Source organism: Companilactobacillus pabuli, from assembly GCF_014058425.1.
Lineage (GTDB): Bacteria > Bacillota > Bacilli > Lactobacillales > Lactobacillaceae > Companilactobacillus > Companilactobacillus pabuli.
Window position 1 is genome coordinate 715,263 of sequence record NZ_CP049366.1, and the last position, 22,557, is coordinate 737,819.

Genomic DNA, 22,557 nt, shown 5'->3' on the forward strand with positions numbered 1-22,557 from the left:
GTAATAATTTATGAAAGCAGTCGTCGTTTCTAAAGCTGGTGGTCCTGAAGTGTTGGAATATAAAGAAGTTCCAACACCAGAGGTAAAAACTGGTTGGTCATTGGTAAAAATTAAGGGATTTGGAATCATTCACTCTGAAATTTTTACTCGACAAGGAAAATCTCCTTCAGTCAAGTTCCCACGAATTTTGGGTATCGAATGTGTCGGAGTTATTGAAAAAACTACTGATGCCAAGCGTTTACCAGTAGGACAAAAGATTATCGCTATGAACGGTGAAATGGGACGTGATTTTGACGGTAGTTACGCTGAATATGCACTGTTGCCAAATGAAATAATTCATCCAGTTACAACGGATATTCCTTGGGAAGATTTGGCAGCTATTCCAGAAACTTTTCACACTGCTTATCGAGCATTATTACAACTTCAAATCGACAAAGCTGATTCATTATTGATTCGTGGAGGAACTAGTGGCGTCGGAATAGCGGGTTTGAAATTAGCTAAAGCGATCAATCCTAATATTAAAGTTTTGGGCACGTCTAGAAAAGCAGCTGCTAAAGAAGAAATCCTTCAATTAGGCTACGATGGTTTTGTCTTGGATGACCATCAGAAATTGCAAATGGATCAACAAGTTGACCGAATCTTTGATTTAATCGGTGCAGCAACTGCCCTAGATTCCATGAATAATTTGAAACCATTCGGTATTGCCAGTATTACTGGTGATATGGGTGGAGTTTGGGATATTGACCACTTTGATCCTGTCACAGCCATTCCCAATGATCGTTATATGACATCTTTTGCCAGCTACGTAATTGACGAAGGTCAGTTGAACGATTTATTGAAATTGATTTCTGATAAAGACGTCGATGTTCATCCAGTTAAAGTTTTCTCATTGAAGCAACTTCCTGAGGCACACGAATTTTTAGAAAATCAAATTAAACCTGGTAAAGTTGTAGTCTTACCATAAGAAGAGGCCTCATAATCGATAGTTAATCTAATGATTATGAAGCCTTTTTGATTTGCTTAAAAAAATAAAATATTCGATGAAAATACTTTATTTTATGTATGTAGAATTAAATGAGATTCGATTAAACTTATTTAGTTGCTTAAATTAATTCAGAAATAACATCTAAAACTTTGCAATTGGCATATTTGTTTAATTTTTCTAAAAATGTATTTAATTCATTATTGGAACGAAAAGCGCCATGAATCATGTAATTCATTTCGCCAGATATTTTGTAGTGATGACGAATGAAATTTCTTTGAGAATGGATGAATTGTAAGTATTTTTCGTGACTATAGTATTCCATTTGTGTTTCGATAAATACTTGATGCGTATAGCCCATTTTGTCTAAATCAACTTCAATCGTGTAACGCTTGATGATGCCTTCAGCTTCTAACTGCTCGATACGAGTATTCACGGCTGGAGGAGTCATATTGACGATTTTGGCTAATTCAGTTTTAGTGATGCGACAATTGCGATTTAATTCTTTGAGTATTCTTTGATCAATGTTGTCCATGTTGTTCCCCCATTAAGATAACTATATTATATGATGAATTATTGGTAAATAGGCGGTAGCAGCAAATACAGAAATATTACTGTGCTAATCTTTTGTCTAAAAGTCAGAAGATAATTATTATTAAAGTAAGTTAATAGAGAGGGGAAATAAATTGATAACTTATAAGAATGTCGGGATGAAGTACGGCCAAAATACGATTTTGCATGATATCAATTTAACAATCAACGACGGTGAATTGTTTGTTCTCGTTGGTCCGAGTGGTAGTGGTAAAACTACTTTATTGAGAATGCTTAATCAATTGACTGTGCCGACTGACGGGGATGTTTATTTTGCCAATCGTAAAATAAAAGATTATGACGTTCAAAAATTACGTCTGGACATGGGCTACGTTTTACAAGATAGTAGTCTGTTTCCAAACCTAAATGTTGAAGATAATATTGCCATTCAATTGGAACAAAAGGGGATTTCTAAAGCCAAACGGCACCAAAGGGCGGCTGAATTATTGGAGTCTGTGGAATTAGATCCTAAAAAGTATGCTAAGAGAATGCCTTCAGAATTGTCAGGTGGACAACAACAGCGTGTCGCCATTATTCGAGCCTTAGCAACAGAACCAAGTTTGATTTTGATGGATGAGTCATTCAGTGCTTTGGATCCAGTTTTAAGAAGAAAATCACAAGATTTGGTCTTAAAATTACATCAACAATATCAGACAACAATTGTCTTTGTTACTCACGATATGCAAGAAGCTTTGCGAATGGGCCAACGAATTGCCGTGTTAAATAAAGGTGTCGTTCAACAAGTTGGGACGCCACACGACATTATGCAAAATCCAGCAACTGATTTTGTTCGCCAATTTTTCGATACGAAGACACCACATTGGTGGGATATGGACTTTTTGATTGAGTCGGGCTTATTAAGAGAAATTCCACTTAGCGATAAATTACCAGTTGTTAATGAATTTAAGCAATTGATGAATCAGCTGAAAGATGTTAGTAAATTTGATTTTCAATATCAAAATAAGGGGTATTCAATGACTGCTCAAGAATTGATTGCCTATTTGGGTCAAGAAGGGGGTAGTCGTTAATGCAAGTATTGATGCAGACGATTGTTGATCAACGAGGGGAAATTTTAAAAGCCTTGTATCAACATATTGAAATTTCATTTATTTCTTTGTTGATTGCGATGTTGATTGCAATTCCATTAGCAATATTATTACGAAATCATCGTCGCTTTGGTGAAATTGGTTTACAAATTGCCGGAATTATTCAGACTATTCCTAGTCTTGCTTTGTTAGGATTATTAATTCCTATTGTGGGTATTGGTACAGTGCCGGCGGTAGTGGCTTTGACAATGTATGCTATTATGCCGTTGTATCAAAATACTTATTCTGGTTTAACTAACATTGATCCTAATCTAGAGGAAGCGGCAGTGGCCTTTGGTTTATCGAAATGGAAAAGATTGCAACGATTGGAATTTCCATTAGCTTTACCAATGATAATTTCTGGAATTAGAATTGCCTTAGTTATGATTATTGGTACTGCCACTTTAGCTGCCTTCATTGGTGCTGGTGGCTTAGGTGATTACATCATGCTAGGAATTCAACAAAACAATAACTACTATTTGGTCATTGGTGGTGTTTTATCAGCATTGTTGGCCTTTATTTTCAGTGGATTATTGAAGTATATGGGTTCATCAAAAAAACGTATTTATGGTGGCGGAATCGTTATTCTGTTGTTCTTGCTAGGTATCGGTGGTAGTCGAGTATATCAAGCAGTTAAGCCTCAACCAGTGAATATTACGATTGCTGGAAAACTCGGTAGTGAACCAGAAATTCTGATGAATATGTATAAGGATTTGATCAAACAAGATCAGCCAAATGCCAACATTACTTTAAAACCTAATTTTGGTGGTACGACATTCTTATTTAAAGCCTTGAAGAAAAATCAAATCGATATTTATCCAGAATTTACAGGAACGGTTTTGGAAGCTTTAGTCAATTACGACAAACCAACGCCAAAGAATCCGAAGACAACTTACAAACTTGCTAAAAATAAATTGTCTAAGGAAGAAAACATGGCTTTCTTGAAACCAATGGAATATGAAAATGGATATGATTTGGCGGTTACTAAAGAATTCTCAGAAAAATACAATGTAACCAAGTTGAGTGATTTAGAGCGTGTCAACGATAAGGTCAAAGCGGCTTTTGATCCAGACTTCTCAAATCAACCAGATGGTTATTTAGGCCTAAAGAAGAAGTACAATTTGAACTTTGCTTCAATCAACCGGATGGAACCAAGTTTGCGTTATAAGGCGATTGCCCATAAACGTGTCAACTTGGTTGATGGTTATACGACTGATCCGCAAGTTCAACAATATCATTTGGTCGTTTTGAAAGATGATAAGCATTTCTTCCCACCATATCAAGGTGCTCCTTTGATGAATAGTGATTTTGCTAAGAAGAATCCTAAGGTAGTGAAGAGCTTGAATAAGTTAGCTGGTAAAATTTCAGCTGAAGATATGCAGAAGATGAATTATCAAGTTTCAGTTAAGAATAAAAAAGCTAGTGTTGTAGCTCACGATTATCTAGTTAAACATAATTTATTGAAAGACTAAAAAAACTCTATTAGATGTTTCAAAGCATCTAATAGAGTTTTTGTTTAATTAAAGTTAAAAATTGCGGTGATAAATGTTGCAGCACCTAGAAAAATTCCGGGAACATTGGCCCAAATAATTGGCCAGTCCTTTTTTTTCTTTAATAAGCCATAGGCCGTCCAAATAGTACAGTTTATAAAGGCAACTAATGGTTGGATAGGGTTGCCTTTACTTCCAGATAAATTTGATATAATTTGTGGAACGTATGAAACATACATTAACACGGACATCATACTGGCTATTGTCCCAATTTTTTCGACTTTCTCTGAACTTACCCTCTGCAATAAAATTGACTTCCTTTCAATATACAGCTTTTTTTGTCTTCAGTTCATTGGACAAAAGTCAATTTCTAAACTATACATAATGTAAATCAAGGAAAAATACAAGTCAATTAAAGTGATGTTTCATGAAACGGAGGAATTTATTTATTTTGAAAATCATCTAAAATCTCTCTAACTTCGTCAGTTGAGTTTGCTTGTAACATTTCATTTCTCAAATCAGTAGCGCCCAATTCTGGACGAGCGTAGATTTTAAAGAAACGTTTTAAAGAAGGGAACCGTGGTACGTCGTAGTGAGTGGCAAATTTATCGAATAAGTCTAGTTGCATTCTCAAAAGTCCCAATAATTCATCTAGTGAGTGTTCCTTAGGAACTGGTTCAAAGGCGAAAGGATTGTGGAAAACACCACGACCAATCATGATTCCATCTAGTCCGGGATGTTCTTGAGCTAGTTTTAATCCTGCTTGGAAATCTTCGACATCACCGTTGATTTGGATGAGAGTTTCTGGAGCGATTTCGTTGCGCATTTTGATAATATCGTCGATAACTTCAAAATGAGCTGGGACTTTACTCATTTCCATCTTGCTACGTAAATGAATCGTCAATAGATCAACGTGTTGCTCTAACAAGAAGGGAATCCATTCTTTGAATTCTTCGGCTTTACTATAACCAAGACGGGTTTTGATACTAACAGCAAGGTCGGTATTTTTGGCGGCATCGACAATTTTTACTAGGTCATCGTGATGTCTGATTAAGTCGCTGCCACCGTGATTTTTGATAACAGTTTTATCAGGACAACCAGTGTTGATATCGATTGCGGGAAAGCCTTGTGATTGAATAGCTTGACCAGCAGATTCAAAGTCTTCAGCAACGTTACCCCACAATTGAACGACGGGTTTCTTTGATTCAGTTTTATCAACATATAAACGTCCGTCAACAGGGAATTTCGTTGTTGGATCAGTGATACCTTTAGCATAGACGAATTCACTGAAAAAAGTATCTGGAGCATAAGCTTTAGCAATTACTTGTCGAAAAACAGTGTTGCTGACGGCTTCCATAGGTGCCATTGTGAAAAAAGGGCGATTTTCTGATTTAGCTTTGGCGGCAATATCCGGCCAGAAAGTTGATTTTGTCACGTTTAATTACTTCCTTACTATTTGAAAAAAATTAACTACATCATTATATATTACTTTTTTTTAAAGTGTTAGGCTAATGTTTAGTTTCAAAAAAATGCTGAAATGATTATCATTTACTGTTATAATATGTCTGATACATCAAACAAGGGATGACTATTCTCGGTTATTCCGTATCCAAAAAAGCACTGGGTGTGGTCACCTAGTGCTTTTTTTGTGTCTTCATTTTTAAACTTAGATGTTTTCTAGTCGTCCATAATAGCCTAAATAAGTACGACCAGTTTTGTTGGAAATTTTAATTTGAGTTACTGAAGCATTGATTGGTTCCAAAATATCTTCAATGTCTGGTGTTTCGGTAACTAGTTGTACGAAAGAACGAGTAACGAAACCGTGGCAGACAACTAAAATCTTTTTGTTGCCCTTATCACGCATATCATCAATGAATGATTGTAAACGATCTAGCACTGATTGATAAGTTTCAGCGTTTTGTGAATAGTCTGAATAATTTTTAGTTAGATAGCCATTTTCGTCAAAACAGTTAGGATACTTTTCGTGAACGTCGTCAGCCAAGAGTCCGTCCCATGAGCCATAATTTATTTCTCTTAAGCGTTTGTCAGTTTGAATTTCTAAAGTATCTTGATTCAAGATAGCAGCAGTTTCTTGTGCACGTTTTAATGGACTGGCATAAATTTCATCAAAATCGTTGATGTTAAGATGTTCTTTTAAATGTTCAACTTGTTTTTTACCAGTTTCATTCAAGCTCAAGTCAGTTGCTGAACCGTTGATTTTACCAGTATAGTTAGTATCAGTTTCACCATGTCTTACGATATATAGTTCGACCATAATTAGCCCCCTTAAAGATTATGTTTTTAGTATTTCATTAATACGCTTACAATGCAAATCTAAAAAAGCTACCGCAAATTGCGATATGAAGTGAACCCCATTAATTGGAGTTTATTTTAAGCAATAAGTTGGTCGGAAAGATTTCGATATTCTATCGGGGTCTTTCCGGCCAATTTTGCTTTTATTCGTTTATTGTTGTAGTAGTAGATATATTTGGATATCTCTTCTTTCAAATGTTCATAGGAGCTATATTCATTGTTATGTACAGTACCTACTTTTAAAATGTGAAAGAAACTTTCCATTATCGCATTATCCAGGCATGTCGCTTTGCGACTCATGCTTTGGATGATGCGATTTTTCTTTAGTCTAGATACATATTCATAGTTTTGATACTGAAATCCTTGATCAGAATGTATCGTCATTCGGTAAGGCAATTCTGGCAGCCTCTCAATCAACACATCTAATGTATCTGTAACGAATTCGACGTTAGGATGAAGACTTATATTCCAACTGATGACCTCATCACTGTACATATCCATGAATGCCGTAAAATATGCTCTTTCTGATGTGGTCCCATTACCCCAGCGAAGTTCAGTAACATCGGTAGTGATCTTCTGAAAGGGTCTATCGGTAATAAACCTTCTGTTTAGTTTGTTCTTGGCTCTTTTGCCAACATTTCCTTTATAAGAATTATATTTTCTAGTTTTTCTATCAAAGGCATGACAAAGGAGTCCGTGTTTGTTCATTATTTTAAGAACTAATTTATGATTGGCCTTGATCCCACGGTTATGAAGTTCCATTGTTACACTGCGATATCCATAGTCTTTATACTCTGTACGAATTGATTTGATTTCAGACACTAGCTCTTCTGGATATGACTTGTAAGAATGGCTCTGTGAATAATGGTAACTACTACTGGACATGTTTGTGACTTCTAATATGATTGCCAAGGGTTCGTTGAATTCTTGCCTTAACTCATTTATTATTTGTGCTTTTTCTTGATTTGAGAGTTTTTCTTCTTCTGAGTTAAGGCATGCAATTTTTCCAAGTAAGCTACCCGTATCTTAAGCCGACGATTCTCTTCTTCTAAATGTTTAAGTTCTTCTGCCGTACGTGGTTTTTTATCAGTCATTTTCCCAGGCCGCCTATCATTTGGTTTTAGGCGACCCGATTCAAGATCTCGTTCCCATTGCCAGATTGTCGTAGGATTACGGATCTTATATCTTTTAGCAGTTACTGGATATGATGCTCTATGATCGACTCGCCAAGTTATTACTTTGATTTTAAACGAATAATCATAGAAAGTCTTTGAGTAATTGTTGGCGAGCCCTTCGACTCCAAATTCTTTGAACAAACGTACCCAATGATAAATAGTTGCGGAACCTTTGATACCGTACTTTCTAGTGATAGACGTGTAGCTTTTGCCTGAAAGATAATCAAGAACTACCTTAATTTTAATTTCTTTTGAAAACATAAAAAGAACCTCATAAGTTTGGATTACTCCAACTTATGGGGTTCAGTTCAATAGCTTATAAGATTATTTCTTTTTTAAACCGATTGGCAAGTAAATTATTAGCATAATTAAGCTGGTTACTAAGATGAAACTCGGTAAAGCATAAATTGTTCCGTTGTGAATAAAGCTAACAAGATATGTTAGTAAGCTGACAATTAAATAATAGCCGAGACTAAAAATCCCACTGGCACTACCAATAATTTCTTCGTAGCCTTTTAGAGCTAAATTCAAAGTAATTGGTAAAGTCGTGTTCAAGCCTAAAAAAATTAAGAAAAAACCAATTATCATTAAGTAAACTTGATCAAATTGTAGACTTATTAACAATAATAATGCAGATATCACACTGAAAGCTAATCCTAATAAGGCAATTGTTTCAGACTTGATGTATTTGACAGAAACATTAACGATAAAAGCACCGATTAAACTAGCTAAAGCTATAGTTAGACCTAGAGAACCATACTTGACTGATGAAAAGCCGAAATGTTCTATAAAGATAAAGGGTGCTTCTGAATAGTAGCCAAAGAGGATTCCATTGATGCCACCAATCAAAATACCATAACTCCAAACAATTGGATCTTGAAGGAGCTTGTTTGTAACTTTTAATAGTGAAATTCGTTTGATTTTGTTGATATCTCTTGTTTCAGGTAAGCGAGTATAGCTGTATAGCAAAACTAAAATGGCCATCATGATCAAGCCACTGAAGACATTTTTATAACCCAAGTAAGTTTCAATGGCACCACCAATCAGAGGACCAAAAGCTGGTGATAAAGCCATTGCAGCACCAACTTTGGAAAACACTTGAGTACCTTTAATGCCATCAAAACTTTCACGCATAATAGTTTGAGTGACGACTGAACCGACACTGCTACCAAGAGCTTGGATAAATCGGGAAACTAATAAAAGTTTAAATGTGGGACTGAAATATAAGCCAATGTTTCCAAGTAGATAGACAATGATGCCTAAATTCATAGCTTTTCGACGACCAATTTTGTCTGACAGCTGTCCCCAGAAAAATACTCCTAGGGCAAAAGCAATAAAATAAATGCTCATGGTGAGTTGAGCTGTAGAAGCTGATACGTTCATATTGGTACTAAGTTGTGGCAGGACAGGTGTGAAAATTGATTCACTGATTTGTGGAAAACCTACCAGAACGATAATTAATAGAATAGATGGTACGGTATTGCGGACGTTTTTCATTTTAGACTCCTAAATTTTATTTTGCTGAAAAACGTCCTTCATCATTTGCAGGCATACAAGCCATGATGTTTGATAATTCCATGGTTTTCACCTAATTTCCTAAAGTCTGCTTAGTATGATATAGAAATAATTATATAATTGCAAATTAAAACTTAAAGCTTGCAATGAACTGACCAAACTCGGTATAGTTGATAGTATTGTAATTTATTGTGATAGGAAGTGAGAATGTGACCCAGTCAGCATACTGGAATCGCATCGCCAAAAAAGCTAAAGATGAGAATCGTCCTTTCTTTAGTTTGGCACCAATGGAGGCTGTAACGGGATCAGTTTTTCGTCGAGTAGTGATGAAAGCCGCAGCTCCAGATAATTTTTATACTGAATTTACTAATGCCTTGAGTATCACTCATCCGTTAGCTAAAGAAACTACTAAGGGTCGTTTGTACATTGATCCAGCTGAAAATCCTAAGCCAATCGTGCAATTGTGGGGTAACTCGGAGATTGACTTTGCCAAAGCTGCTAAAGAAGTAGAGAAGCAAGGCTATGAAGCAATTGATATCAACATGGGCTGTCCAGACATTGCCGTTATCAAAAACCATAGTGGTAGTGATTTGATTCGTCATTTTGATACTGCTAAAGAGGTCATTGAAGGTGCCCGTCAAAGTGACTTGCCAGTGACTGTTAAAACAAGAATTGGCTACAGCGATGTGCACGAATATGAAACTTGGATACCGTTCTTATTGAAGCAACAAGTTCCAGTTTTAACGGTTCACATGCGCACTCGAGAAGAAATGAGTAAAGTGCCAGCTCACTATGAATTGATTGATGATCTAGTTCAAATGCGTGACACATATGCTCCTGATACTTTGTTACAAATCAATGGTGACATTGCTGATTATCAAGCTGGGATTGATTTGGCTAATGCTCATCCGGGTGTTGATGGGATTATGATAGGACGAGGAATCTTCATGAATCCTTATGCCTTTGAAAAAACTCCTAAACATCACTCTGAACATGAATTGTTGAATTTGTTGCGTTATCAACTTGATTTGTATGACCAATTTGTTGCTAAAGGAATTCCGGGACATTTTGCTCCATTGCAACGTTTCTTCAAGATTTACGTTCGTGGTATGAAGGGCGCTTCTGCTATTCGAAATGACTTGATGCAAACTAAAACAACTGATGATGCTAGGGCGATTATTGATCGTATCGATCCTGGTGAATAAAAAAAACACTCACAAAAGATTGTGAGTGTTTTTTCGTATATTAAGGCAAATCATTTCCAGCAGCGAAGTATACGTCATACCATTCTTGATGAGTTAATGTTACCTCAGTACCGGCGATGCTTTCGTCCAAGTGTTTAGGATTCATTGAACCAAGAATTACTTGCATTTTGGCAGGGTGGCACAAAATCCAGGCTGTTGCGATAGCATTTTTGGTAACTTTATATTTGTTTGCTAATTCTTGTAATTTATTGTTAAGTTCAGGGAACTTGGGATTATCAATGAAAGTTCCTGCAAATAAACCGTATTGATAAGGTGACCAAGCTTGAATTGTCATATTATGAAGTCTTGAGTATTCGATAATCTCGCCATCACGATTGATGCTGGCGTCGTCTTGCATATTAGTGTGCAAACCAAATTGAATTGGACCCGTATGCATGACACCGAATTGCAATTGATTGATCATTAGTTTTTGATTGAGTTCTGACTGTAGCATTTCAACTTGCATTGGATTAAAGTTGGAAACTCCAAAATGTCTTACTTTACCAGAAGCCTGTAATTCGTCAAAAGCATCAGCAACTTCGGAAAGTTCCATCAATGGATCGGGACGATGTAACAAAAATGAGTCTAAATAGTCAATTTGCATTCTTTGTAAGATTTTATCGACGGTCTCAATTAAATGCTGCTTAGAAAAATCGTATCTTTGACCAAAAACTAATTCTCCTGAACTCTTTTTAGGGTCCAAAACAATGCCACCCTTAGATTGGATGAAGAAATCATCACGTTTTAAACTAGATTGCTTGAAGGCTTTTCCAAAAATTCTTTCCGAATCGCCGTTGCCATAAATGTCGGCTGAATCGATGAAATTAATACCTTTATCATGAACATTTTCAAGTACGTTAGTAGCATCTTTCGTATCCAAACGTACCATACGCATGATTCCTAAAGCTGTTGCGGATACGTTTATTTGGCTATTGCCAAGTTTTATTGTTTTCATATTATATACTCCTTAGTATTTTGTCTTGCTTCAACGATTACTAATATAGAAGTTAGAGTTAGGTCTAAGTCAAGAGAAATACATAAGAAAATTTATTTTAATTGTATTTAAACAATAATACGCTTAAAGTTAGAACAGCTGTTAATAAGAAAGCGAGAATAATTATGTTATATTCCATTGGGCAAGTTGCCGAGAAGTTAAATATCAGTACTTATACATTGCGTTATTATGATAAAGAAGGTTTATTGCCTTTTGTTGATCGAGATGAAAGTGGTCGTCGTGTTTTTAAAGACGCAGATTTCAACTATTTAGAAACAATCAGCTGTATGAAAGAAGCCGGATTGCCAGTTAAGCACATAGCTAAGTTTATTGAATTGTGCTTGGCAGGTGATAGGACACTTGAAGAACGCTATGACTTTTTGGCAGAACAAGAAACAGATTTGGAAGACCAGATGGCCGCATTACAACACACGTTAGATTTTTTGCGTTGGAAAAAATGGTATTACAAACATGCCTTAGCTGCTGGCACTGAAGATGCTAACTACATTCCTGGTACTACTGAAACGAGACCGGAATTAAAAAAAGAATTTAATGACTTAGTTGATCGTGGCTTTGATCCAAAAGAGTTAGGTTTAATTGATAAATAAGTTTCGAATAAAGAATCTGAAATCTATTATTTTATTCAGTTACAATGCGGAATAAAACTCTCAATAGTATAAAATTAAAAATGTAATATACAAATTGGGAGAGATGATGCTATGAATAATAATATTGTTTTATTACAAAAATTGAAGAAAATTTATCAAAATTATGGTGATAAGACTAGTTTTGAAAACGTTCAAAATTATATTTTGAAAGAAACTGTCTTACGTGTTCGAAATATTGAATATCGTCGAGTTAAGAAAACTGGTTTAGATATGGAACTTCCGGTGGGTAAGGCTTTGAACGAAGAAATTGTTTTCTTTAATCCTACTAAGGAATTAGTAAATAAATTACCACTAAATGATGTGAAGAAAGATGCACAATACATTACTAATTGTTTGATTAACCTATTAGAAACTGCATAAAAAAACATCTCTGAGTAGATTCAGGGATGTTTTTATGACTATTCAGTTTTTGTTTGTAAAATTGGCTTAATTTTTTTCAAGACGACAATCGAACCTAAAAAGAAAGTTGATGCTAAAATTGCGGTGATTGGCAACATATGAAACATTGATTTAGGTAAAACTAATGCTAAAAGTGGAAAAGCAAAGGCAGCTGGTAATTTAATTCTTAGTATTTGTAAGAGTATGAAAACTAATGGCATAGCAATCAATGCTGAAATAATCCATGATGCGATGAAAGTATGAACGAAAACACCAATACTGGCAGCACCGACTAATGCGATGAAGTGCTTAGCAGCCATGCGCCAGTGATAATTTGGTTTTTGCATTACTTCAAAGAAGACGACCATAACAGGTGGAATAGCAGCCATTTGTGAAAATCCAAAGAACCAAACCGCTGTGACCCATATTATTGCCATAATTGTAAAAATCATCATGTGTCGTTTTTGGATAGCTTTGTCAGGAGCAGTTTCCCTGTAGCTTCCTTGAAGGAAAACGCCGCACATTAAGGCTAGTGTAAATAGTAGGATAGCGACGATGAAAGACCAGTGGGTTGCATTAATAATAATCGGTAATAGTCCCGTTGCAAATGAAGGTGCCAAATTTGATCGCAGGATTTTTAATAAAACTAGCATTAATAATAGACCAATTAAGACTTTTTGTGCATAGCCGATTGACAGTTGATTAACTAAGAAACCGATAATAGCTGTTCCTGAAGGTGCCAAGAAAATTTTGACAGGTTGGTGAATCCAGCCATCGTTTTGGTAAATCCAAGTACCGGCGGTCAAAGCACCGATTTCTGGTAGAATAATTTCTAAATCATTTAAGGAGGTCGCAATCGAAACCATGAAAATAATAAAAAGAAAGCCAATTAAATAATTTCTTTTTTCGATAGTTGATAAGTGCATGTAAAAATTGATATCTCCTCTATTTGTGAAAGTTTCTCGCAAAACTAGATTAGTGTAACATATCTATATACTTTCTGAAAATAATTTGAATATAAAATAATATATTAGGATGATATATTATAAGAATATTTGTATCAAAATCAAATTAATTGTACAAAAAAATCAGTATCATTTTATCTAAAAATAATATGTACATTCTGGATAATAGACTATCTTTTCTAGGCAAAGCCGTTAGAATGATAGTTGTCAGAGAGATTTGGTATAACCAGTTACAAGAAATAAAACAAGGAGTGTATTGTTATGAATAATACAGATAAACTAAGTAGAACTTATGATATGGATAAAATCGATGATCTATTGTGTGAATTGGACAATACAAAAATTCGCATTAATGCATTGATGGACTTTAACTTAAAATTAAAACGCATTAATAATGAACAAATCAATAAAGGACTTTTCTCAAATGAATTTGAACGATTAAGTCCTATCATTGAGCTACTAAATAATGAATCTTTCGAATCATTGGATCATGCTATTAATATTCTAGAAAATGACATGGAACAAGCTGAAGTAAAAAAGCCCGCTTTTAAAGCTAAGGTAACTAAAGTAGCTGAAAATAAATAGTATTAGTGAGACCATTTTGGCTAATGTATAACTGAATGGTCTTTTTTTCGGCTTAAAAAGTGGTTATATCAGGAATACTATTGACATTGGAGCGTTTTTTTTATAACATTTTACTGTTAGTTTTATTGTTAGTGGGCATTCGCCAAATGGTAAGGCAGCGGACTCTGAATCCGCAATTTATTGGTTCGAACCCAATATGCCCAATAAAAAAATAAATAGAATCCTATTATATCAGTCTTTTGGTTGATATTAATCTAAAAGGTGTCCGTAAAAGGGCACTTTTTTATTTCCATTATTATTTATATGTCTAATAAAAATACGCAAAAAGAGCATCCACTTTGGAGAGTGAATGCTCTTTTGTATGCTTAATTACATCACTGTAACTGCATCAACTGGAACAAATTCATTAGTAGCAACACGGTAATAACTCTTGCCATTGATTGTTGCAATACGGTCTGTGTACCAAGCCGTATTAGCAAGTAATGAACGATTTGTTACAGTGTTACCTTTGGAATCAACTAATTGTTGATCATTATTTGTTTGAATAACTTGGCTCTTGTTTTGGTAAACATAAACATTTGAAGCTTTGACCCATTCGTTAGTGGCAACACGATAATAAGTTTCACCAGCGAAAGTCATATCTTTGTCACTGTACCAATCGGAAGCTGTGTTCAAGCTACGGTTAGTAATCTTAGTTGTGTCTAGTTTATAAAGTGAAACTACGCCATCTGCAGGGTGAGTAGAAACTAGACGATCTTGATCATTGATATTATCAGGAGAATCAGGAGATACTACTGGATCTGTTGGGTCAGTAGTTGATGAACTGTTGTTGGAACTTGAATTTGATGAAGTATTGGAACTAGAGGATGAACTGGAACTTGATGAACCAGAATTGTTTGTTGCTGGATCAGCGGTAACTGTGACGGTCTTAGTAATAGCTGTGCCATCTTTTAAGTTATATGTGTAAGTAACTTCAAAAGTACCAGCTTTGACAACTTTGCCATCTTGTAGAACGCCATCTTGGTCGTTGATTGTTGTAGTTACGGCACTGATTGCATCATTTCCGGTTAGGACATTGTCGTCGTTATCTTGAACTGAAGTTAGATTGTCTGCAGCAGTCCAATCTTGACCGACTTTAGTAGTACTGTCTTGGGCATTGATTACATGTCTTAATGTAATATAAATACCACTAACAGTTTTAGTTGTTGAGGGAGCAGTAGTTGAACCATTGTCAGAATTAGGTAGAACGGTAACAGAGTAATCTGAATTTACGTAATCATATTGAGTTTGTTGGCTACCATCACTATTTAAAAGAACTGAATAGCCATCAGAATTTGCAATCTTTGTGATACCAGAATCAACAAGGTTAACATAGATGTGACTACCATAACTCCAATCGCTTTTATCTGCATCAGTTAATTGATTTTTATTAGAAGGTGCAAAATTATTGATTTGAATATCACTACCACCGGTGTATGTTGGCATTTTATCTTGAATCTCTTGATCCGCAGCAGTATAAGAAATACCTAATTGGTTAACAGTAGCTGCAGGATACTGTCCAATCATATCGCTACTCTTAATTGAGTCGTTCATATTTTTATAGGATGCATTAAAATATTGAATTCTCCAGTATGTATATGATTGGGCATAAACACCGGGATAAATTGTATTTAATTGATGCTCACTAGTATCTGTGTTTTTTAGTGGAACGGTTATTTTTATTTCTTGATTAGGATCAAGTGAAGTTCCATTAGTGTTAATTTGAATTTCCATAATATCGGCTGGGGTAAAATTAGGATTATTCTTCAATTGATCTTCATATGTCATGTAGTCGCCGCCTGTAGCACTTAGGTAAGTAACAGTGGCACCTTCGGGTAGTCCTTCAATCATTGTTGTTGGATCAAATGAATCATCAACAACAATGGAAGTATTCTTATCATTGTAATTTGGAAGCATAAAGATTGTACTGTAATCCGATTGTTTTTCATTTGAAGTATTTGTGACTGTATAATTCATGCTTGTTTGGGCATTTGAATCGACAACAATTGAGGCATTTTTATCTTCATCTAGACTTTCTGATGTAACTGAACCTTTGTCATTTGTTGCTGTCATTGATACATTTGCTTTTACTGGATCATCGTAATTGTTTGCTTCTTGATTTGCTTGAGGATTTTGAATCATGATATCAGATGTATCAACATCACTAGTCGTCGAATCAGTATCAGTTGTTGCATCCGTATCGGTTGAATCCGAAGCTGTCGTTTGACTGTCGTTGGCAGTATCATTATTCTCATTAGTCGTATCAGCAGATTCTGCCTGAATTTTTTGATTAGTATTATTATTACCAGAATTAGATTCATCTGTATCTTGTGTATCAGAAGTTGTATCCGTAGTATCGGCTGGTGTATCTTTATTTGAATCTGAATTATTTTCTGTTAGTTCATTAGTAGTTACTTTTTGGGTACTAGAATTATTTTTCTCTTCTACCGTATCATTACTATCGTTTTGTTGTTCGTTATTACTATCCGAACTTGTACCATCAGTTTCAGTAGTAGAATCAACATCTTTTTGAATACTAGAACCATCAGCGACAGAACTATCTTTGGTTTCAACGGTGTCTTCAGAAGCGGCATCGCCAGTTTTAGAATCTGTAGTAGTGTCAGCTTTAACATTATTAGTTTGCATTAGTTGGAAACCTAGGGCTGCTACTCCAAGGGCAGTAACGATAAATTTCTTATTAAATTTATTTACGTTTTCTTTTGTCATTGTCATAATATATCCCTCGCAGTTCTGCATGTGTATATTTATAAATATTTTGTTATGTCATTTGCTTTACAACTCGTATTATAGGTACGATTTGGACATAAAAATGGTCATAATACATAAAAAAATATTCTTCGATTTGAAAGGTATACATAATAAAAAGACTGAATAGTGTTGCCATATCAATGTTTTTGTACGGAAATCCAAAAATGGTTTACATACAAAGGAATAATTCCTAAATTCAAAAAACACATCATATTTGGTCTGCTAACGAAAATTTCACTTTTGGAAAACAATTTTTTTCAAACTTGGATGCACTTACAATTTAATGAATTGTATAATTCTATTTGTAATCAAGAAAGAGCTTGATAAATTTCATTTGATTCTAAAAGCTAATTTAATCTCATCAATTTTCTTAGAATTAGATCAGATGATGATCTCAAAAAAATAGATAAAAAAATAAACTCGAAGTAGAAGTTGTCTACGACGAGTTTATTAGGATTGAGTTTATTGAACAGCGTCTTTAGAAATAAACTTAGTATTAGGATTTGTACCAGTATAATTATAAAGTTGTTTTTGAGCGGAGATGTTGTCAACATTCCAATCAGCTTCAAAAGCAGAGTTCTTAGCGTTGATTCCAAGACCAACGTTAGGACCAGCATAAATTAAAGCAGCACGGTGACCAAAGTGGCCGGCTGTACCCAATGGATCGACACAGTTATCTTCGTCGTACCATTCTTTCAATAGGAAATAAGCAACATCTTTGTCGGACTTAGCTCCGGCTTTTTTTATTATATAATCATATCCGGCACCAGAAAGGTTTTCGGACATATTCTTAGTAGCTGTATTGTGATTTAGGTTATTACCGTTTTGTTGATCAGCTCTTTGTGTAGCATAAGAGATGACATCGTTAGAAACATTAACAGAACCAGTGCCATTAGCTTGATGCAAAGCATTAACGTACTTAGCAAAGTAATTATTAATATTGGCTAAATTTGGAGTATAGTCAGTATCGCTTTGTGATTCAGTAGTAGCATCTGATTTTGTGGCAACAGCAACAGGAGTGTCTCCAGAAAGGCTAGAAGCACTAGCTTTTAAATATTCATTAGAAGCAACTTGATATAATTTTTCTCCATTAATTGTAATAACGTTTCCAACAGCCCATTTAGTATTAGGTGCTAGAGCACGATTGGAAATCTGTTTACCATTTTTTGTGTACAATTTGGCAATACCACTGGCATTTGTGGTTGCGACAGTTGAAGCATCGGCATTTTTTTGTGTAACGGCAAACGAACTAGACATAGCCATAACGGCTACGGCTGATAATGTAATAAGTCTTGATAATTTCATTTTATTGACCCCCGAAATGAAAAAGGAACTCTTGTTAATTTAATCTCATCATTTTTTAACTACGCTTATATTAGGCGCTCAGAAGTCAATAAGCAAATAATAAGCAATTATATTTAAAAAACTTATCAAGCAAACCCTGACAATGTTATAATGTAAGCGTTAACAAAGATGGATAAATAAAATGTTTATCGATTCAGATGAGGGGGAAACTACCATGAAACATGAAGAAACTGAAACAGAAAACTTAATAGGACTGGTTGTAATTTATATTTTTGCTTTCGTGGCTATATTCTTAGGACTATTTGCCCTGTACTTCCACTTTACAACTAGCATGTCGGTTGCCTGGATGATTAAATTATTATTTGTTGATTTATTCTTAATGATTTTAGCAATTATGAAACCAATCTTTGACATTACGGTTGATTTCTTTAAAGATATTTTGAAGAACCAATAAATTGCTTTATCAACCGAAAACTTGTTATTCTTTGCTTATAGATAAATCAGAGAGGAGTTTTATGTATGAGTATTGAAAGCAAAGAAGATATGATCAAGGGTAAAACGAATCAAGCAGTTGGCAAGGTTTCAGGTAATGATAAGCAAGAATTAAAAGGCAAGGCTCAAGAGGCCATCAGCAAAACAAAAGAACAAGTTGATGAGACCGTTGATAAGGTTGCCAAAAAAATCAATCAAAAAACTAATTAATAATATAGGAAGAGAACTTTGTGAGTTAATTTGCAAGGTTCTTTTTTTATGTTTAATTTTTTTATATTCATGATATTTTTATCCAATAAAAATCGCATTTTGTCGGTAATATTTGCGGAGATATAACCATTTGACGCAATTTATGTGTTACATTATTTATGGAGTGAAATAATTATTTTTGTGAGGTGAATCAATGGAGAAGAGCGAGATATTAGTGACTACGACTGAACATATTCCAGGTCGCGACTACGAGATTATTGGTGAAGTTTTTGGACTTACTACTCAATCAAAAAACGTCGTAAAAAATATCGGAGCTGGATTCAAAAACATCGTCGGTGGTGAGATCAAAGCCTATACCGAATTGTTGACGGAAGCACGTGATATTGCGATTGATCGTTTGCGTCAAAATGCTTTAGATATGGGTGCTGATGCTGTCGTTATGATGCGTTTTGATTCTGATTCAATTAGTGCTGACATGGAAACTGTTGCAGCTTATGGTACCGCAGTAAAATTTAAGTAAGGTGATTAGATGGCTTTAGTTTATAATAAGAGTTCTTTATCGGCTTGTACTAGTATTTTAATTGGTAAAAAAGCCACCGTTGATGGTTCAACTATCATCGGACGTAACGAAGATGCAATGGCTTCATGGCCTAAACATTTCGTTATTCATGAACATAAAGAATTTACTGATGATCAGAAGTTTGTCTCCAAAGCTAATGACTTTCAAATGGACCTACCTAAAATTCGCTATAAATATTCTGCCACTCCTGAATGGACCTTTAAAGAAGGATTATTTGAAGAGGATGGATTTAACGAATACGGAGTAGGAATGAGTGCCACAGAGAGTGCTTATTCTAACCAACGTGTTTTAGGCATTGATCCTCTTGACAAAAATGGTATTGGTGAAGAGGCCATGATCACAGTAGTTCTACCCTATGTCAAAACCGCTCGGGAAGGTGTTTTAAGACTAGGAAAAATTATTGAAGATTATGGAACTTGTGAAACTAACGGAGTACTTTTCTCAGATAAAGATGAAGTTTGGTACTTTGAAAGTGGATCAGGGCATTATTGGGTTGCGCAACGTATCCCCGACGATAGTTACGCAGTTGTCGCCAATCAGCTAGCTATTCAAGAAATTGATTTCGATGATCCAGATAATTTCTTATATCGTAAAGATATTAAAGAATTTGTCGAAAACAACCATTTGAATACTAAACCCAACGGTTTTAATTTTAGAGAAATTTTTGGAACACATGATTTATCTGATGAAATATACAGCACGCCTCGTGTCTGGTGGGGCCAACAGCAGTTTTCGGGAAAAACTAATGAAAGCCCAGAAAGTGAAGATTTAGCTTTTATTAAGAAAGCAAATCGCTTGTTAAGTGTTGATGATGCTCAAGATTATTTGGCATCACATTATCAAAAGACTCCATTCGATCCTTTGAATAAGTCGGCTGATAATAAAAAATATCGTCCAATTAGTTTAGCTAAAACTCAAGAGTCACACGTCTTACAAATCAGACCAAATATGGCTCCTGAAATTGCTTGCGTTCAATGGTTAGCAATGGGTGTAGCTTCTCAAAGCGTTTATGTACCATTTTATATGGGAAGCACAGACACTCCAGAAGAATACAAACTCGGGAAATTACCATATGATAGCAAGTCAGCTTATTGGACTTATAAATTGGCCGGAGTTTTATTAGATGGTCATTACAAAGAACTTGGAAAAGATTTCCAAGCCAAGCAAAAGGACATCAATATCACACTTCGCAAGAAGTTACATGATTTTGATAAAGAGGCCTTGAGCAAAGATGATGATAAATTACCTAATTATTTAACGGAAGCTTCATTTGAAATGGCTAAAATTTCACTTGATGGCTATAAAGAGCTAATTGCTCAATTAATTACGGACTCGACTGATTTTTCACCTCTAAACTTCAAGACAGATATGAATTTATAAAAATTTGTACATTGAAAATTAAATGAGGGGTTTTAAAAATGAATGATGGTAATTCGCCGAAGAAAACAATCACGTTATTTAGTTTGATAATGATGATTTTCACGGCTATTTTTGGATTCGCTAATACAACTGTCGCATATGAACAGATGGGATTAGCAAGTATTGTTTGGTATGTTTTTGCGGCTGTCTTCTTCTTCCTTCCAGTAGGATTTATGATGGCAGAGTACGGTTCCGCTTTTAATGAAGCAAAAGGTGGAATCTATTCTTGGATCGATGGAGCTGTTGGACCTAAATGGGCCTTCATCGGTACTTTTATGTGGCTAGCTTCATGGGAAGTTTGGCTAGTCTCAACTTCTTCAAAAGTTTGGATTCCATTGTCTACGACCTTTGCTGGACATGATACAACTCAGACTTGGGGAATGTTTGGTTTAAGTGCCACACAAGTTATTGGTGTTTTGGCTGTTTTGTGGATTATTTTCGTTACATTCACAGCTTCGCAAGGTATTGAAAAAATCACTAAGGTTTCTAACTTTGGTGGTATCATGATGATTCTCTTGCAGGTTATCTTCTTTGTTTTGAGTATTGCTGTTTTATTCATGTCAGGCTTTCACACAGCTGAACCAATTCAAGGTTTAGATACCTTTATCCATTCGGCAAATCCAGCTTTTGCTTCACCACTAGGGATGGTTTCCTTCATCGTTTACGCAATCTTTGCTTACGGTGGTATGGAATCTGTCGGTGGTGTTACTGATAGTATGAAGAATCCTAAGCGTGATTTTCCACGTGGTGTTTTGATTTCGGCTATTGTTATCACAGTACTTTATTCACTAACAATTCTATTTTGGGCTATGAGTGCCAACTGGAATTCAGTTATTGCCAAAGGTAACGTTAACCTAGGAAATATTACTTATGTTATGATGAGTAACCTTGGTTATCAATTTGGAATTCATACCGGAATGGGCAGTGCTGCAGCTATTACTTTAGGTGAATGGCTCGCACGTTTCACTGGTTTTGATATGTTTATCCTTTACATGGGTTCCTTCTTCGTTTTGATTTACTCACCATTGAAATCATTCGTTTTAGGTACACCAAAAGACTTTTGGCCTGAAAAAGTTACTAAATTAAACAAACATGGTATGCCTGCTTTTGCAATGTGGATGCAAGCAATCGTTGTTATCGTATTGATCTTAATTGTTGATATGGGTGGTAAGAATGCCAAAGCTCTATACAATGTTTTGACATTGATGGCTAATGTTTCAACGACTGTTCCATACTTGTTCTTAGTAGGAGCATATCCATTCTTTAACATGAACAAAGATATTGAGAAACCTTACTTGTTCTATAAGAATAAGAAGGCCATGTGGACAGTTTCCATAATTGTCTTCTTAGTATTGGCATTTGCAATTATCTTTACATTGCTACAACCATTAATGGAAGGTGCCTATACTGATGCTCTTTGGACCGTTCTTGGTCCAGTAGTCTTCGGATTAGTTGGGTTCACGCTTTATTATCGTTATGAACATAAAGTTAAAAAAGCTAACCTTTCTATGGATACGGAAGATTAATTATTAATAGATCTTATCAATTTTGATAAGGTCTATTTTTTTTTACACACTCTTTGTGGCTATGCCACTTAGAGTGTGTTATGGGGAAGCATTAGCTTCCGTATTCCATTGTGGGCTAAGCCGCTTAGAGTGTGTTATGGGGAAATCAAAATTATTTAAACTTTTTTTCAAAAAAAATTGTTAACGCTCGCAGAATGCCATATGGTGACACCCCTCCGAGGTAACATATGGA

The 22,557-nt window shown here is 35.2% G+C and carries 23 protein-coding genes and 1 tRNA gene; 13 read left to right on the top strand and 11 right to left on the bottom strand.

All coding sequences use genetic code 11. The features are described 5' to 3' along the window. The first annotated feature begins 10 nt into the window (after positions 1 to 10). Positions 11 to 964, top strand: a complete 954-nt coding sequence (locus G6534_RS03445) for an alcohol dehydrogenase catalytic domain-containing protein (protein WP_059074525.1) — start codon at positions 11 to 13, stop codon at positions 962 to 964. Between the two features lie 139 nt (positions 965 to 1,103). Here G6534_RS03445 and G6534_RS03450 read toward each other — a convergent pair whose 3' ends face one another. Next, positions 1,104 to 1,517: an Lrp/AsnC family transcriptional regulator gene (locus G6534_RS03450; protein ID WP_059074524.1), complete on the bottom strand. Its 414-nt coding sequence runs from the start codon at positions 1,515 to 1,517 to the stop codon at positions 1,104 to 1,106. 151 nt (positions 1,518 to 1,668) lie between these two features. On the opposite strand from G6534_RS03450, the gene G6534_RS03455 reads away from it, so the two are divergent. Both G6534_RS03455 and G6534_RS03460 read left to right on the top strand, forming a co-directional pair. After that, a complete protein-coding gene (locus G6534_RS03455; protein ID WP_059074523.1) occupies positions 1,669 to 2,601 on the top strand; it encodes an ATP-binding cassette domain-containing protein in 933 nt (310 codons plus the stop codon). Next, on the top strand, positions 2,601 to 4,130 hold the full coding sequence (locus G6534_RS03460) for an ABC transporter permease/substrate-binding protein (protein WP_059074522.1): 1,530 nt from the start codon (positions 2,601 to 2,603) through the stop codon (positions 4,128 to 4,130). Before G6534_RS03455 ends, G6534_RS03460 begins: the two co-directional genes overlap by 1 nt. 44 nt (positions 4,131 to 4,174) lie before the next feature. Here G6534_RS03460 and G6534_RS03465 read toward each other — a convergent pair whose 3' ends face one another. The 6 genes from G6534_RS03465 to G6534_RS03490 all read right to left on the bottom strand — a co-directional run bounded on the left by G6534_RS03465 (position 4,175) and on the right by G6534_RS03490 (position 9,133). Then, a complete protein-coding gene (locus G6534_RS03465) occupies positions 4,175 to 4,402 on the bottom strand; it encodes a SemiSWEET family transporter (RefSeq protein WP_059074559.1) in 228 nt (75 codons plus the stop codon). Positions 4,403 to 4,590: 188 nt separating this feature from the next. Further along, the gene (locus tag G6534_RS03470; protein WP_059074521.1) at positions 4,591 to 5,583 is read right to left on the bottom strand and encodes a tRNA dihydrouridine synthase; all 993 of its coding nucleotides are present in this window, start codon (positions 5,581 to 5,583) and stop codon (positions 4,591 to 4,593) included. A 231-nt stretch (positions 5,584 to 5,814) separates the two neighbouring features. Beyond that, on the bottom strand, positions 5,815 to 6,423 hold the full coding sequence (locus G6534_RS03475) for a histidine phosphatase family protein (protein WP_059074520.1): 609 nt from the start codon (positions 6,421 to 6,423) through the stop codon (positions 5,815 to 5,817). A 116-nt stretch (positions 6,424 to 6,539) separates the two neighbouring features. Further along, positions 6,540 to 7,463, bottom strand: a complete 924-nt coding sequence (locus tag G6534_RS03480; RefSeq protein ID WP_182083269.1) for an IS3 family transposase — start codon at positions 7,461 to 7,463, stop codon at positions 6,540 to 6,542. Beyond that, complete coding sequence (locus G6534_RS03485) at positions 7,406 to 7,897, bottom strand: helix-turn-helix domain-containing protein (protein ID WP_182083146.1); 492 nt, start codon at positions 7,895 to 7,897, stop codon at positions 7,406 to 7,408. Before G6534_RS03485 ends, G6534_RS03480 begins: the two co-directional genes overlap by 58 nt. A gap of 63 nt (positions 7,898 to 7,960) precedes the next feature. Continuing rightward, positions 7,961 to 9,133, bottom strand: coding sequence for a multidrug effflux MFS transporter (locus tag G6534_RS03490; RefSeq protein WP_059074518.1), 1,173 nt, complete (start codon positions 9,131 to 9,133; stop codon positions 7,961 to 7,963). A 227-nt stretch (positions 9,134 to 9,360) separates the two neighbouring features. Between G6534_RS03490 and G6534_RS03495 the strand changes: the two genes are divergently transcribed. Then, entirely contained in the window at positions 9,361 to 10,356 is a 996-nt protein-coding gene (locus G6534_RS03495; RefSeq protein ID WP_059074517.1) for a tRNA dihydrouridine synthase, read from the top strand. A 40-nt stretch (positions 10,357 to 10,396) separates the two neighbouring features. Here G6534_RS03495 and G6534_RS03500 read toward each other — a convergent pair whose 3' ends face one another. Next, the gene (locus G6534_RS03500) at positions 10,397 to 11,350 is read right to left on the bottom strand and encodes an aldo/keto reductase (RefSeq protein ID WP_182083147.1); all 954 of its coding nucleotides are present in this window, start codon (positions 11,348 to 11,350) and stop codon (positions 10,397 to 10,399) included. Between the two features lie 164 nt (positions 11,351 to 11,514). Here G6534_RS03500 and G6534_RS03505 point away from each other — a divergent pair, with 164 nt between their 5' ends. Next, entirely contained in the window at positions 11,515 to 11,997 is a 483-nt protein-coding gene (locus G6534_RS03505; protein ID WP_059074515.1) for a MerR family transcriptional regulator, read from the top strand. Between the two features lie 111 nt (positions 11,998 to 12,108). After that, the gene (locus tag G6534_RS03510; protein WP_059074514.1) at positions 12,109 to 12,417 is read left to right on the top strand and encodes a hypothetical protein; all 309 of its coding nucleotides are present in this window, start codon (positions 12,109 to 12,111) and stop codon (positions 12,415 to 12,417) included. A gap of 38 nt (positions 12,418 to 12,455) precedes the next feature. Here G6534_RS03510 and G6534_RS03515 read toward each other — a convergent pair whose 3' ends face one another. After that, on the bottom strand, positions 12,456 to 13,361 hold the full coding sequence (locus G6534_RS03515; RefSeq protein WP_059074513.1) for a hypothetical protein: 906 nt from the start codon (positions 13,359 to 13,361) through the stop codon (positions 12,456 to 12,458). A 300-nt stretch (positions 13,362 to 13,661) separates the two neighbouring features. On the opposite strand from G6534_RS03515, the gene G6534_RS03520 reads away from it, so the two are divergent. Beyond that, positions 13,662 to 13,985 (top strand): hypothetical protein, encoded by a 324-nt coding sequence (locus G6534_RS03520; protein WP_059074512.1) that lies wholly within the window; start codon positions 13,662 to 13,664, stop codon positions 13,983 to 13,985. A gap of 132 nt (positions 13,986 to 14,117) precedes the next feature. Continuing rightward, a tRNA-Gln gene (locus G6534_RS03525) sits at positions 14,118 to 14,189 on the top strand. Positions 14,190 to 14,354: 165 nt separating this feature from the next. Here G6534_RS03525 and G6534_RS03530 read toward each other — a convergent pair. After that, the gene (locus tag G6534_RS03530) at positions 14,355 to 16,757 is read right to left on the bottom strand and encodes an SLAP domain-containing protein (RefSeq protein ID WP_059074511.1); all 2,403 of its coding nucleotides are present in this window, start codon (positions 16,755 to 16,757) and stop codon (positions 14,355 to 14,357) included. A gap of 498 nt (positions 16,758 to 17,255) precedes the next feature. Next, the gene (locus G6534_RS03535; protein WP_059074510.1) at positions 17,256 to 18,098 is read right to left on the bottom strand and encodes an SLAP domain-containing protein; all 843 of its coding nucleotides are present in this window, start codon (positions 18,096 to 18,098) and stop codon (positions 17,256 to 17,258) included. Positions 18,099 to 18,312: 214 nt separating this feature from the next. Here G6534_RS03535 and G6534_RS03540 point away from each other — a divergent pair, with 214 nt between their 5' ends. From G6534_RS03540 to yjeM, 5 genes are all read left to right on the top strand, one after another. Continuing rightward, on the top strand, positions 18,313 to 18,552 hold the full coding sequence (locus tag G6534_RS03540; protein ID WP_059074509.1) for a hypothetical protein: 240 nt from the start codon (positions 18,313 to 18,315) through the stop codon (positions 18,550 to 18,552). 65 nt (positions 18,553 to 18,617) lie between these two features. After that, entirely contained in the window at positions 18,618 to 18,800 is a 183-nt protein-coding gene (locus G6534_RS03545) for a CsbD family protein (protein ID WP_059074508.1), read from the top strand. A 193-nt stretch (positions 18,801 to 18,993) separates the two neighbouring features. Beyond that, positions 18,994 to 19,320: a heavy metal-binding domain-containing protein gene (locus tag G6534_RS03550; protein WP_182083148.1), complete on the top strand. Its 327-nt coding sequence runs from the start codon at positions 18,994 to 18,996 to the stop codon at positions 19,318 to 19,320. Positions 19,321 to 19,329: 9 nt separating this feature from the next. Then, positions 19,330 to 20,760, top strand: a complete 1,431-nt coding sequence (locus G6534_RS03555) for a C69 family dipeptidase (protein ID WP_059074506.1) — start codon at positions 19,330 to 19,332, stop codon at positions 20,758 to 20,760. Between the two features lie 38 nt (positions 20,761 to 20,798). Next, on the top strand, positions 20,799 to 22,325 hold the full coding sequence (yjeM, locus tag G6534_RS03560; protein ID WP_182083149.1) for a glutamate/gamma-aminobutyrate family transporter YjeM: 1,527 nt from the start codon (positions 20,799 to 20,801) through the stop codon (positions 22,323 to 22,325). The last annotated feature ends 232 nt before the right edge of the window (positions 22,326 to 22,557 follow it).